Origin of the sequence: Pseudomonas sp. RIT357, from assembly GCF_000632245.1 — a bacterium.
Lineage (GTDB): Bacteria > Pseudomonadota > Gammaproteobacteria > Pseudomonadales > Pseudomonadaceae > Aquipseudomonas > Aquipseudomonas sivasensis.
In genome coordinates this window covers 89348-101856 of the sequence record NZ_JFYX01000034.1, presented here as the reverse complement: position 1 = coordinate 101856, position 12509 = coordinate 89348, and the positions used below count along the sequence as shown (strand labels likewise).

Below are 12509 nucleotides of genomic sequence, written 5' to 3'. Positions count from 1 at the left end.
TTGCCCCCGATAGCGGTGGATCAGTTACAGATGCTTAGACTGAAACACGGCTATCGGGGGCAAGCCCCCTCCCACATCTTGATTTGCGGTGTTTGTGGGAACTGCAATTTTTAGATAGTGCCTGCGACTTTCTCATTTGCCCCCCTGCCCCATACGTGGCCTGATTCACCCTTGTTCACTCAAGGCAGGCCCATGGAAAACGTTCACGCAAAACCCACCACTGCCGTTTGGCTGATGATCAGCGTGGTGCTGGTCGCCCTTAACCTGCGCCCGTCGATGGCTGCCGTGGGGCCGTTGTTGTCTTCGATTCGTGGCGATGTGCCGTTGAGTTTCAGCAGCGCGGCGTTGCTGACCATGTTGCCGGTCATGACCATGGGCATGGCGATGTTCTTTGGCATGGGCCTGGCCAAGCGTTTTGGTGAGCACCGCAGCATTGTCCTGTCGCTGCTGGTGATCGGCGTGGCGACGCTGTCGCGGTTGTTCCTGGATTCGGCGCTGGAGCTGATCGTCAGCGCGATTGCGGCGGGGATCGGTATTGCGATGATCCAGGCGTTGATGCCGGCGCTGATCAAGTCGCGCTTCAGCGATAACGTTTCACTGTTCATGGGCCTGTACGTCACCGCCATCATGGGTGGCGCGGCGCTGGCGGCTTCGCTCTCGCCCTTCGTGCAAACGCACACCGGCAGTTGGCGTATCGGCCTGGCGATCTGGGCTGTGCTGGCGTTGCTCGCCTTGGTGTTCTGGTACGCCCAGCGTTCGGTAATGCCGCCATTACCCGAGGCCGGTTCCGGCCCGCAGGAATCATTTTTCGGCAATCGCCGCGCCTGGTTGCTGGCGATCTTTTTTGGTTTGGGCACTGCGTCCTACACATGTGTACTCGCGTGGCTGGCGCCGTACTACGTGGAGCAAGGCTGGAGCGAGCAGGACGCCGGCCTGCTGCTGGGCTTTCTGACCGCCATGGAAGTCGTGTCTGGCCTGATCACACCCGCCATCGCCAACCGCCGCCAGGACAAACGCGGCGTGGTAGCCGTGCTGCTGGTGCTGATCATCATCGGTTTCTGCGGCCTGATCCTCAGCCCGCAATCCCTCAGTTTGCTGTGGCCGTGCCTGCTCGGCCTGGGCATCGGCGGCCTGTTCCCCATGAGCCTGATCCTGTCCCTCGATCACTTGGACAACCCGCGCCGTGCCGGTGGCCTCACTGCCTTTGTGCAAGGCATCGGCTACCTGATTGCCGGCCTGTCGCCGCTGATCGCCGGGATGATCCGTGACCAACTGGGCAGTTTCGAATGGGCCTGGTGGTCGCTGACGGCGGTGATCGTATTGATGTTGCTGATCGTCACGCGCTTCAACCCGAGGCATTACGCGCAACATATCCGCTGAGGTCGTGTTGCAAACAGTATTTGTCCCACTGCAAACATAGAAACGCCCTACAGAGCTTTCTATTGGTACGTACGTTCCGTTAAGCTTTTGGGCTGTCTTGTACTGAGTTCGGTACAAAGGGTTTACGGACGAAACCGATGTTAAACAGTAACTTGCTCAGAAAACTCGATATGCAGGACTTGATGGTGTTTATCGCCGTCTACGACCAGAGCAGCGTTACCGAGGTGTCCGAAACGCTGTTCGTCAGCCAGTCCACCGTGAGCTACAGCCTGAAGAAGCTGCGCACCAGCTTTGAAGACGAGCTGTTTATCAACACCCGAGCGGGCATGCGTCCTACGTACAAGGCCACCACCATGTACGGCCATGTGCAGAAGATCCTCGAAAGCATCAACCTGTGCCACGCCGGTGGCCAGGCCTTCGACCCCACGCAAAAAGCCGTGACCTTCAACGTATGTGCACCGGAATACTTCGAACAGTTGATCCTGCCGCGCCTGCTGAAAACCTTCGACCAGGCCGACTTGCCGGTGATCGTCAATGTGCAGAAGCTGGAAACCGACATCCCCGCCGATGACCTGCGCGAAGGCCGTCTGGACTTGGTGATCTGCTTCGGCCCGCATTTTCATCGCGCCCACAAAGACTTCAAGACCCAGATGCTGCTGGAGGACGATTTGGTGTGTGTCTTCGATAAACGCTCAGCGCCCAGGGAGCCAGCATTCAGCCTGCAATCCTTCGTCGAACGGCGACATGTATTCCCCACGCCGTGGACCTCCGACACCAACATGATCGACGGCTGGCTGGCGCGCCAGGCCCACAAGCGCCAGGTGGTCGCCCGTGCCAACAGCTACAGCGCGGCATTGAAGATGATCACCGGCACCGACTTTATCCTCACCCTGCCCCGCCGCGTGCAAAAGCTACTGGCGCCGGAGCCGGTGTTCGGCCATTGCGAGGCGCCCAACGGATTGCCGGGGTTCACCCTTGATATGCAGTGGAACGAAACCAGTGAACAGGACAGTGCCAATACCTGGTTTCGCGAGCAGGTGGTGAAGGTATGTGCCGATCAGGGCTTGTTGTAAGCCTTAGCCGATAGCGACTTTGCTATAGGCATCGCGGTCCATGTCGCGCAGTTCAACGCTCAGTTGTACCTGCACGCCTTCGGGCCACGGGCTAAGGTCCTGCAACACCGCCAGCAGGCTTTCCGACAGCTGCTGCTTGACCTGCGGCGAACGCCCGCTGAGCAATGACAGCTTCACCGCAATAAATCCGCGCGGATTGAGGGAGGTACCTACCTGAAAATGCTCAAGCTTCACCGCACGGCTTTTGATATCGAACTCGGAGCCGAATTGCCCGGACGCCATTAGCACATTGTTGAGCCGCAACAGGGTTTTATCGACGGTCAGGTCTGTCAGGTTGGCGGTGTATTCCAGGTGCAGATGCGGCATGGGTTGCTCCGAGGCTTGTTGTAGGAAGATTCTTGAATATATAGCGTCACGCCTTGCCGCCCAACCCTCTATCGCTCATGAACGCCTCCAGTCGCGAGCGCACCCAACGCTCGGCGGGGTCGGTGTCCACATGGCTGAGCCAAACCATGGACAAGTCCAACGTCGGTGTCTCGAACGGAAACGGCTCACAAAACAGATTGCCCGACACCGCCATGGCTTCGGCGGTGTAGTCCGGCAGGCTGGCGATGAGGTCGGTGCCGGCCAGCAACGCCGGCAACGCGCTGTATTGCGGTACCGATAAAACCACGTGGCGCTTACGGCCAATCTCGGCCAGCCACTCATCGGCAAAACCCGACACGTTGGCGGTGTGAGACACCAGCACATGGGGCCGCGAGCAATATTCGTCCAGGGTCAGCGGTGTGTCCGAGGCATCCGCGCGCAGGAGTCGCGGACGGATATGGCGCAGCAACTTGCGCTTGGCATTCGCCGGCAGACCACGGGTCTGGGTGATGCCAACGGTGATATCGCCGGACGCCAGCAGGTCAGGGATGCGCCAATAATCCACATGCTGCACCACGAACACCACTTGGGGCGCTTCCTGGCGCAGCGCGCGCAGCAACGGCGGCAACAGGCCGAACTCGACATCGTCGGACAGACCGATGCGAAACGTCATGGTGCTGATGGACGGGTCAAAATCGTGGGTCAGGCTCAAGGCCGACGACAAGGAATCGAGGGCCGGGGACAGATGCTGAATGATTTCCTCAGCGCGCGCGGTGGGCTCCATGCGATGGCCAACACGAATAAACAATGGGTCGTTGAACAAGGTACGCAAACGGTTCAGGGCCGAACTGATGGTCGGCTGGCCGAGGAAAAGTTTCTCGGCCACCCGCGTCACATTGCGCTCAAGCATCAGTGCTTCGAAGACCACCATCAGATTGATGTCGGCCTTGCGTAATTCATTGCGATTCATCGGCGCCTGCCCGTTTCACCAAGACAGGTCGCAGTTTAGAAAGCGCGGCGCACGCCGTCTATGCGCTTAATTGCCGATAAGCCAGCATCACAGGCGGACAGGTTGCTCAGGGCTTGAGCGGAAACTCCTGATCGCGCTCGGAAAGCTCCGTACCGTCGTCCGGATGCTTCCAGGTCTGCGGCTTTTCCTCTTCGCGCTGCCGCTGGGGTTGCTCACGCTCTGGTTCATCGCGCCGCTTTTGTTCGTTACCCATAGCCACCTCTTTCCTTAAGCATCGGTCACCTGTTCAAGCATAGGACAGGGAAAGAGATTTTGACGGCCACAGGGATTGATAATCCCTGAACATCAATAAACCCAAAATTTTCACTTATCATTTCTAAATGTGTCAGCCACTATCCATAGTCTTAAGCGAAATAAGCACTTTGAAAAGAACGCTGGAGACACAAAACCATGACTAGCCCTTCCCGCCCCGACTCTGCCCGCTCGAAAGTTGGCGCGGTATTCCGTGTTACTTCGGGTAATTTCCTCGAACAGTTCGACTTCTTTCTGTTTGGTTTCTACGCCACCTACATCGCGGCTGCGTTCTTCCCGGCCGCTAATGAGTTTGCGTCATTAATGATGACCTTCGCCGTGTTTGGCGCAGGCTTCCTGATGCGCCCACTTGGCGCAATCATTCTCGGTGCCTACATCGACGACGTCGGTCGCCGCAAAGGGCTGATCGTGACCCTCTCGATCATGGCCAGCGGTACGTTGCTGATCGTGCTGGTGCCGGGTTATCAGACCATTGGCCTGTGGGCACCGCTGCTGGTGTTGCTTGGTCGCTTGCTGCAAGGCTTCTCGGCCGGTGCGGAACTGGGCGGGGTGTCGGTGTACTTGTCTGAGATGGCCACCCCAGGCCGTAAAGGCTTCTACACCAGCTGGCAGTCGGGCAGCCAACAGATCTCCATCGTGGTCGCCGCTGCGCTGGGTTATGGCCTGAACGTGTGGATGGAACCGTCGGTGGTTGCCGACTGGGGCTGGCGCATTCCGTTCGCTGTCGGTTGCGTGATCATTCCGTTTATCTTTGTGCTGCGTCGCAACCTGGAGGAAACCGAAGAGTTCGCCAACCGCAAGCATCGCCCGACCATGCGCGAAGTGCTGGCAACCCTGGTGAAAAACTGGACCGTTGTGATCGGCGGCATGCTGATGGTGGCCATGACCACTACCGCGTTCTACCTGATCACCGTGTACGCGCCGACCTTCGGCAAGACCGTGCTGCAACTGAGCACCTCGGACGCCCTGCTGGTGACCTTGCTGGTGGCCGTGTCGAACTTTGTATGGCTCCCCATCGGCGGCACCCTCAGCGATCGCTTCGGCCGCAAGCCGGTACTGATCGCCATGACAGCGCTGGCGGTTCTTACAGCGTATCCAGCACTGTCTTACGTGGTGAATGCACCGAGCTTCGGCCATATGCTGGAAACCCTGCTGTGGTTCTCCTTCCTCTATGGCATGTACAACGGCGCGATGATCCCGGCACTGACCGAAATCATGCCGGTGGAAGTGCGCGTGGCGGGCTTTTCCCTGGCCTATAGCCTGGCAACCGCGATCTTCGGTGGCTTCACCCCGGCGATCTCCACCTGGTTCATCCACATCACCGGGGACAAGGCCTCACCGGCCTACTGGATGATGTTCGCCGCACTGTGCGCACTGTGTTCGACCCTGGCGTTGTACCGCCGCGCCAACACTCGCGGGCAGATGCTGCAGGGGGCGGTATGATGCGACCTCTGCTCAACACACTGGCGGCCTTGGCCCTCGGCGCGCTGGCGCTGTCGGCCCAGGCCGAGGAGCTCAAGGTAATGACCTCCGGTGGCTTCACCGCCGCTTATAAGTTGCTTGGCCCGCAGTATGCCCAGCAAAGCGGTGACACCCTCGATACCATTCTCGGCCCGTCCATGGGCAAGGCGCCGGAAGCGATTCCCAACCGCCTGGCCAGGGGCGAACACGCCGATGTGGTGATCATGGTCGGCTACGCCCTGGATGACTTGATCAAACAAGGCAAGGTCGACCCGGCGTCTCGCGTGGAACTGGCGGACTCGCGGATCGGTTTGGTGGTGAAGGAAGGCGCGGCGAAACCCGCCATCGGCACCGATGCAGAACTGAAGGCAGTGCTGAGCAAGGCCAAGTCAGTGGCGTACTCGGACAGTGCCAGCGGTGTGTATGTCGAGAAAGAGCTGTTCAAGAAGCTCGGCATGCCGGCCAAGGGCACGATGATCGAACGTATTCCGGTGGCTGAGCAGGTTGCCAAAGGTGACTACGAAGTGGGTCTGCAGCAGGTCGCCGAATTGTTGCCCGTACCGGGCGTGATCTATGTGGGCAAAATCCCCGAAGACGTGCAGTCCGTTACGCGTTTTGCAGCAGGTATTCCGGTGAACGCCGAACACCCGACCCAAGCCAAGGCGTTGCTGAAGTACCTGGCCTCGCCCGAGGCGCAACCGCTGGTGCAATCCACCGGCCTGGACTCGGTGTCACACTGACCGAAACGGCATCTCCCGCACCAACCGTTCCAACTCCAGCGCCGCGGGCGGCAATGTCCGCCCGCGGCGCTTGATCAAGCCCACATTGCGCATCACCTGCGGCTCCACCAACGGCACGCTTACCAGAACCGGGTGCGCGCACGCCGGCATCGCAATCGAAGGCACCATCGCTACCCCCAACCCCGCCTCCACCAACGCGATCATGGTGGTCACGTGGTGCGTCTCGCAGACACTCGGTTTTTTCACACGTACGCCGCGCAAGGCCTGGTCAAGCAGGAAGCGGTTGCCCGAAGTTTTGTCCACCGTGATGTAGTCATGCTCAAAGGCTTCGGCCCAGGTCACGCTGTCACGTTCGGCCAACGGGTGATCACGGCGACAAGCGAGTACGTATCGCTCCTGCAGCAGCAGTTCGAACTCCACTTCATCGGGCAGGCTGCCGCTGAAACTCACGCCAAAATCCGCCTCGCCATTTTCCACCGCATTGCACACCTCACCGGCACTGGCATCCAGCACCCGCAGGCGAATCTTTGGATACAGCTTGTGGAATTCGGAGATCACGTGAGGCATGAAGTAGTACGCAGTCGAAGGCACGCAGGCGATGATGACATCGCCCATGCGCGTGGACGCGACGTTACTGATGCCCATCAGCGCGATGTCGAGGTCGTCGAGCATGCGCTCGACTTGCGGCAGGAATGCACGGCCCACCATGGTCAGGCTGACCCGTCGGGTGGTGCGCTCGAACAGCTTTACATCAAGCGCGGATTCAAGTTTTTCGATGCGCCGACTGAGCGCCGGTTGCGAGATACGGATGGCCTCCGCGGCGCCGCGAAAACTGCCCTTGTCTACCACAGCGCGGAAGGCTTGGAGGTCGTTGAGGTCGAAGTTGATGATCACGGAGAACGGCCAGTCAATAGCGGGATGGACGGCATTATCGTACGACTGTCGGTGGGAAGCCATGCATGAGGACCGCCAGAAAAACTGCAGTTGTGGCTTAGCCGGATTCTGAGAGCCCCGTCAGTTGCTTCCTGTTTTTTCTGACGTAAAGACACGCTCGCTCTGGTTCCCTAGAATCCCGCGTTCGACTTTATGACTAATGGACCCAGCCATGGCCGAACCGATCGTAAAAAGCACACCACTGACTTGGTACGTCGAGCATTTCGCCTTCTTCAGCGGTGCCTTTACCTTTCTCGCTATCGCGGGGCTGTTGATATTTATCTACCGACGTTCCGGATCGCTGCTGTTTTTGCGGGATTGGATATGGCGGTTTTTTGGGGGCAAAACGCGCTTCGAAACAGAACGTTTTGAACGCATGCGCAAGGATTTGCGCGAGCTTGAATATTACCGCTACGAATTCAACATCCCTGCCAAAACGCTGCGGGAGGCAGACTTGGCCGAGGATTGGATGTACAGCAATGAATTCGCCCCGCGAGACTTCGGCCGCGTGAAGCGCTACATAGAGTGGGGCGACTTCACAGCGCTGAATTTCATCACCCAGCGGTTCGCACAATGGCGCATCAACTGTTTTTTTGTACTCGCTTTCGTGCTTTTGGCAGGTGTAGCCATTGCGGTTCCTCTGATTGAATCGAAGTACCTGATGGTGTCCCTGAAAAACGCCCCAGATGCTCCATCGTTCTATTTATCTGAAGATAACGTGAAGTTCGGCATCTGGTCCGACAACGTCCTGATGGTAGAACACTGCCGGTCGTCCGAGTCGCTACAGGCTTTTCTTCTCCCGGGATTACCGGAAGAGAAACTCGACATCATTTGCTCATTCTTCCTCGACAAGAACTACAACAAATACGTACGAGAGGGTTTGAGCGAACAGCGCGGGCTACTGTTCTCGCTGGTACTCGTGTCGATGGCCTGGATGATTTACCTGGTGATCCTGATCGCGCGAATGGAAGTCGCCCGACGACTCTACAGACAATGGCAGGCCAACCAGTCTTGAAAAAGCTGCCTTGAAAAAAGCACTTAGGTGCGTAGTCTGCAATCCGACCGTTTTCGACTGAGAGTTCAATGAGCAAGGCATCCGGCAGAAAAACGCTACACCGAGCGCTGAAAGGAGCTGTATGCCTGGTAGGCCTGCCCTGCCTCGCCGCGCTGGGCTTCTTCACTTGGCAAAACTTCTACCCCGTGAGTACGGCGAGCGGCTGGACTGTTCAGGTGCTGCACCGCGATGTGCCCAAAGCTGCCTCGCTGATGCCGTTACCGGACGGCGCGTTGATGGTCAGCCAGGAGCTCGACGACGCCAAGGGCAGTATCGTGCGCATTCACCTGGACGGAACACGCGAAGTGGTGGTGGGCAAGCTGTCCAAACCCGACGGTATGCTCTCCACCCGTGGCGGCTGGGTATTCAGCCAGGAAGCACTCGACTCTCCCGTCAGCTTCCTCAAGGACGGTACCGTCACAGAGTTATTCAGGGGCGAAAACGTGCAAGGTCTGTGGGACGACGGGGACTACCTCTATGCGATGGAGGACCGTCGCGACGAGGGCCGTCTCCTGCGTTATCGCTGGAGCGACCGGACCTTGAACGTCGTGCGCAAAGACCTCGATGAGGGTGAATCCATCATCCGCTGCACCGATGGCCGCATGCTCTACACGAAGAAGAAAGAAGGCACGGTGCGTGAGCTAGCCGCAGACGGCAGTGATCCGGTGGTACTGGCCAAGCTGAACCAACCGACGTTTTTGATGTGCGATGAGCGCGGGTTATGGATCAATGAAGACGCCACCCACCGCGCGCGGCTGTTGCTGATCGACAAGCAAGGCCGCCAGCAGACGATTTTGTCATTCTTGAAAGCGCCACAATCGATCGTGCCGACTGCGCGCGGGACTTATCTGCTGGCCGAGGGCGGACGTGATCGCGTATTGGAGCTGACCCCGCCCCAACCCGCCGTCGCGCAGGAGTGAGCGCGCTGCTTACGCAGGTGATGCCATTCAGTGCGAGCGCCTCGGTGAGCGTCTCTCGGTAAATCAATATACCCATCTCCCAAAAAACGATGGCGTGTCGACGAAGACCGGCAAACACCCAGGCTTCAATCTTGGAAGGAGGTATGAACAAAGCTGTGCGGAAGGGTATGTAGGACTTTTATAGCACCAAAAACGAAAAAGCCCCGTAGCTTATTCAGCTACGGGGCTTTTCCTATGTAATGGCGGAGAGATAGGGATTCGAACCCCTACCCCAGCGCCTGTAGGCCGCAAAAGGCCAGAAAATACTACGTCCTCCCCGCTTGCATCCTGCGCCAAGCGGCCAGAAGCGGCCCCGAAAATGCCCTATTTTTGCCCTAAACCACGCTGACGGTTGAACGCAACGGCTCGTTAGCGGCAGTCGCGTACCACCAACAGGTAGCTATCGGCCATTAACGGACGTTGAACTACGTCCGCTTAACCCCAAATCTGACTATCGGCTTGACTCAGATTCAAATTCAGATTGAGCAAATCGGCTTCTCACCCAACCGCTCTACCAACCTGATGAGATAACCGTCGGGATCCTGGGCGATGAATTCACGCTGGCCCACTCCAAGATGGGTTAGATCCTGCAACTATAGTTCGGTGCCACGAGGGGATCGTGGCGAGCATCATGATGCAAGGGCGGGCGGGAATTATAGTGACGCGTTGATGGCTGCTATTGGTCGAAGGGATTTATGCACGCCGCGCATCTTTAGGCAGCTGGGCATCGATCAGACACACTCGGATAAGCGGTGATCGAAGCGCGTCAGGTCATAAAACATTTTTGGGGTGAACCTGCCAGCGGTTCGAATACGCATATACTCTGCGTATTGCGACTGGTAGCTGTTTGATATTACCGATTAAGGGTTGTGTAACTTCGATGAACAAGACTGATCTGCTTGAGTATTTGAAAGAGACCAGTTCCGAAATGACCAGGGGCAATATAGATGAAGCTGTTCTACTGCATTTCGATTTGGTCATGGAAAGCTATCGAGAAAAGCCTTCATTTTATAAAAATTTGTGGAAATATGACCGGTTCATGGTGGCCCTGTCTTTATTGAGCTTCAGCTACAAAGACGAGAAAGCTCCTTTATCCAAAGTAAAGGCATTTTGCCAAGAACGTGGCTATATGTCTCGAAACAGCCTGGACTCTTATTGCTCATTCTTGTCCATCGCCGGATATCTGGATGTTCGGCTACATGGCCAGGATGGACGTCAACGCAGTTTCCGACCTACGGAAAAAGCGCTAAGCAATACCGTGCAACTAATCAAATCGTATTTGATGCCTTCGCAAATGCTCTCTCCATACGACAGCTGGTTATCGGGTTTGGGGCAGAATGCTGATCTATCGCGCGTATATTTTCGAGGGTTTGCCAAGATACTTGAAGGTGACTTCCTGCTCGACAAGCTGTTGCCTGAAGCGAAATGGATTCTCAACCGGGACGGCGGTCATCTGCCGATGCTCGCACTCTATGCTGATGCCCTGCGCACCGGCTCGTTAGAGACCGGCTACAACGTATCCTCTTACGTTGAGCTTTCATCGCGTCTGGGCGTGTCCAAAACGCATATGCAGCGCATGATCAAAGAAGGCCAATTACTGGGCTATTTCAAATGCGACAAACGTTTGGTGGAGTTAAGTCCGGCCTTTCTCGAATTGATACGGCGGGCCATGTCAATCTACTTTGCAATTGCACGTGTCAGCATGGAGTTGGGAGTTGATGAGAGCGAAGTAGAAAACGAGCCTGGTGGTATTTGCAGTGTTTGTGGGCGTTAGCGCGATGAGTTCGCTTGTTATTCGATCGTCCTTTTGGGGAGCGATTTAATCACTGTCCTTTTTGTTGTAATTGTTTATGCCGGAGTTCAGCGTGTTTAATCGCCAGTTGAAGAATGCTCTTTTTACCTGCCAAGAGGAATTGTGCCTGGCGCTCGGGACAGTCGCCGACATCGAAGCGGTTTTTCTTTCAGTACGTGTCAATGGAGATGGCCAGATTATCTCGGCCAACCAGCGGTTTGCGCAAACGCTGGGATACTCGCTGGAACAGCTTTCAAATATGGCAATGAGTAACATCAACGCGGAACTGCAGAATGATTTTGCACCCAACCTGTGCGCCATCGAGCGGCAACGCTATCGTGCCTCCGACGGCCGTGCTGTGACACTTAATATAGCCTGGATCGCTGCAGCGAACAGGACGTTTCAAGGCTACGGCATGGTTGCACCACCGCTGGAGCGGGACGAACAGGAGGCCATCGAAATGTTCAGCGCACTGAACCGCTCGATGGCGATCATCCAGTTCAGTCTCGCGGGTGAGGTCGTTTACGCCAACGAATCGTTCGTCCAGGCCATGGGTTACAGTCTTGCGGAGATACAGGGCAAGCATCACCGCCTGTTCTGCCTGGCGGAGGACGTGGCGTCGGCGCATTACACCGAGTTCTGGAAGCGTCTGAACAAGGGCGTGTTTAACGCTGGTCGCTTTCGCCGGGTAGATAAAAGCGGAAAAGTGGTTTGGCTGGAGGCTACTTACAATCCCATCAGAGACGCTTCCGGCCGGGTTTATAAAATTGCCAAATTCGCCAGCGTAGTGACCGAGCAAGTTGAAAAAGCCGACGGAATCAAACAAGCAGCGACCATGGCTTACGACGTGTCGCTAGATGCCGATGTGAAAGCTAACCGAGGTATGGAACTGGTCGCCGACTCCGTGCTCGGCACACAGAATATTGCCCAACAGATGGCCTTGGTGACCGATAGCATGACCGCGCTGGAATCGCAGTCGCAGTTGATCGGTTCAATCGTCGACACGATCGGCGCCATTGCCACCCAGACAAATCTCTTGGCGCTTAACGCCGCGATCGAAGCTGCACGCGCTGGAGTGCATGGGCGGGGATTCGCTGTCGTGGCGGATGAAGTGCGCAAGCTCGCCGGCCGTACCAGTGTGGCCACGCAGGAGATTAACGGCGTGGTCAGGCAAAATCGAGAATTGGCCGGCGAAGCCGCGTTGCATGTCCAGTGCAGCAGAGACCAAGCCGACGTTTTATTGGAGTTGTCCGAACAGGCAGGTATGGCGATGGCGGCTATACAGTCAGGCGCAAAGCAAGTAGTGAAAGCCATTGGTAGAGTCACCAGCGATCTGCATTGAACGCTCTATCTGCGTCGCGGTAACGCCTCCTCCTATGGTGAAAGCAATATGGAAGTTTTTGCGTGCAGTTTTTCTGATTGATAACAGGCGTTTGGATGCTGAAACACACTTAATTCATTGATCAGGT

Annotated in this window: 12 protein-coding genes and 2 pseudogenes; 9 read left to right on the top strand and 5 right to left on the bottom strand. The window is 56.9% G+C overall.

What is annotated here, in order from left to right:
• Positions 1-192: 192 nt before the first annotated feature.
• Positions 193-1380 (top strand): CynX/NimT family MFS transporter, encoded by a 1188-nt coding sequence (locus BW43_RS09335; protein ID WP_032888680.1) that lies wholly within the window; start codon positions 193-195, stop codon positions 1378-1380.
• Positions 1381-1517: 137 nt separating this feature from the next.
• Positions 1518-2453, top strand: a complete 936-nt coding sequence (locus tag BW43_RS09340; protein WP_032888678.1) for a LysR family transcriptional regulator — start codon at positions 1518-1520, stop codon at positions 2451-2453.
• A 3-nt stretch (positions 2454-2456) separates the two neighbouring features.
• Here BW43_RS09340 and BW43_RS09345 read toward each other — a convergent pair whose 3' ends face one another.
• The 3 genes from BW43_RS09345 to BW43_RS29010 form a co-directional block, all read right to left on the bottom strand.
• Positions 2457-2819 (bottom strand): 5-carboxymethyl-2-hydroxymuconate Delta-isomerase, encoded by a 363-nt coding sequence (locus BW43_RS09345; protein ID WP_032888675.1) that lies wholly within the window; start codon positions 2817-2819, stop codon positions 2457-2459.
• Positions 2820-2865: 46 nt separating this feature from the next.
• Positions 2866-3789, bottom strand: a complete 924-nt coding sequence (locus BW43_RS09350; RefSeq protein ID WP_032888674.1) for a LysR substrate-binding domain-containing protein — start codon at positions 3787-3789, stop codon at positions 2866-2868.
• Between the two features lie 106 nt (positions 3790-3895).
• Entirely contained in the window at positions 3896-4042 is a 147-nt protein-coding gene (locus BW43_RS29010) for a hypothetical protein (RefSeq protein ID WP_163034878.1), read from the bottom strand.
• Between the two features lie 197 nt (positions 4043-4239).
• On the opposite strand from BW43_RS29010, the gene BW43_RS09355 reads away from it, so the two are divergent.
• Both BW43_RS09355 and BW43_RS09360 read left to right on the top strand, forming a co-directional pair.
• A complete protein-coding gene (locus BW43_RS09355) occupies positions 4240-5544 on the top strand; it encodes an MFS transporter (protein ID WP_032888673.1) in 1305 nt (434 codons plus the stop codon).
• Positions 5544-6302: a substrate-binding domain-containing protein gene (locus tag BW43_RS09360; RefSeq protein WP_032889270.1), complete on the top strand. Its 759-nt coding sequence runs from the start codon at positions 5544-5546 to the stop codon at positions 6300-6302. The genes BW43_RS09355 and BW43_RS09360 overlap by 1 nt, the downstream gene beginning before the upstream one ends.
• Here the strand turns inward: BW43_RS09360 and BW43_RS09365 are convergent.
• Positions 6294-7196, bottom strand: a complete 903-nt coding sequence (locus BW43_RS09365) for a LysR family transcriptional regulator (protein ID WP_032889268.1) — start codon at positions 7194-7196, stop codon at positions 6294-6296. The two genes, BW43_RS09360 and BW43_RS09365, sit on opposite strands and share 9 nt — an antisense overlap.
• Positions 7197-7407: 211 nt before the next feature.
• Between BW43_RS09365 and BW43_RS09370 the strand changes: the two genes are divergently transcribed.
• Positions 7408-8250, top strand: coding sequence for a DUF6216 family protein (locus tag BW43_RS09370; RefSeq protein ID WP_032888670.1), 843 nt, complete (start codon positions 7408-7410; stop codon positions 8248-8250).
• A gap of 68 nt (positions 8251-8318) precedes the next feature.
• Entirely contained in the window at positions 8319-9209 is an 891-nt protein-coding gene (locus BW43_RS09375; protein ID WP_256226603.1) for a hypothetical protein, read from the top strand.
• A 515-nt stretch (positions 9210-9724) separates the two neighbouring features.
• Here the strand turns inward: BW43_RS09375 and BW43_RS29325 are convergent.
• A pseudogene (locus BW43_RS29325) lies at positions 9725-9817 on the bottom strand (VOC family protein); the annotation flags it as partial.
• A 311-nt stretch (positions 9818-10128) separates the two neighbouring features.
• Between BW43_RS29325 and BW43_RS09380 the strand changes: the two are divergent.
• The 3 genes and pseudogenes from BW43_RS09380 (at position 10129) to BW43_RS29620 (ending at position 12382) form a co-directional block, all read left to right on the top strand.
• Positions 10129-11022, top strand: a complete 894-nt coding sequence (locus BW43_RS09380) for a hypothetical protein (protein ID WP_032888667.1) — start codon at positions 10129-10131, stop codon at positions 11020-11022.
• A 76-nt stretch (positions 11023-11098) separates the two neighbouring features.
• A pseudogene (locus tag BW43_RS29625) lies at positions 11099-11830 on the top strand (PAS domain-containing protein); the annotation flags it as partial.
• A gap of 45 nt (positions 11831-11875) precedes the next feature.
• Positions 11876-12382 (top strand): methyl-accepting chemotaxis protein, encoded by a 507-nt coding sequence (locus BW43_RS29620; RefSeq protein ID WP_370467935.1) that lies wholly within the window; start codon positions 11876-11878, stop codon positions 12380-12382.
• Positions 12383-12509 lie beyond the last annotated feature (127 nt).

Coding starts and splice junctions, on each gene's coding strand:
- BW43_RS09335 (WP_032888680.1), top strand. CDS start 193: ATGGAAAACGTTCACGCAAAACCCACCACTGCCGTTTGGCTGATGATC.
- BW43_RS09340 (WP_032888678.1), top strand. CDS start 1,518: ATGTTAAACAGTAACTTGCTCAGAAAACTCGATATGCAGGACTTGATG.
- BW43_RS09345 (WP_032888675.1), bottom strand. CDS start 2,819: ATGCCGCATCTGCACCTGGAATACACCGCCAACCTGACAGACCTGACC.
- BW43_RS09350 (WP_032888674.1), bottom strand. CDS start 3,789: ATGAATCGCAATGAATTACGCAAGGCCGACATCAATCTGATGGTGGTC.
- BW43_RS29010 (WP_163034878.1), bottom strand. CDS start 4,042: ATGGGTAACGAACAAAAGCGGCGCGATGAACCAGAGCGTGAGCAACCC.
- BW43_RS09355 (WP_032888673.1), top strand. CDS start 4,240: ATGACTAGCCCTTCCCGCCCCGACTCTGCCCGCTCGAAAGTTGGCGCG.
- BW43_RS09360 (WP_032889270.1), top strand. CDS start 5,544: ATGCGACCTCTGCTCAACACACTGGCGGCCTTGGCCCTCGGCGCGCTG.
- BW43_RS09370 (WP_032888670.1), top strand. CDS start 7,408: ATGGCCGAACCGATCGTAAAAAGCACACCACTGACTTGGTACGTCGAG.
- BW43_RS09375 (WP_256226603.1), top strand. CDS start 8,319: ATGAGCAAGGCATCCGGCAGAAAAACGCTACACCGAGCGCTGAAAGGA.
- BW43_RS09380 (WP_032888667.1), top strand. CDS start 10,129: ATGAACAAGACTGATCTGCTTGAGTATTTGAAAGAGACCAGTTCCGAA.
- BW43_RS29620 (WP_370467935.1), top strand. CDS start 11,876: ATGGCTTACGACGTGTCGCTAGATGCCGATGTGAAAGCTAACCGAGGT.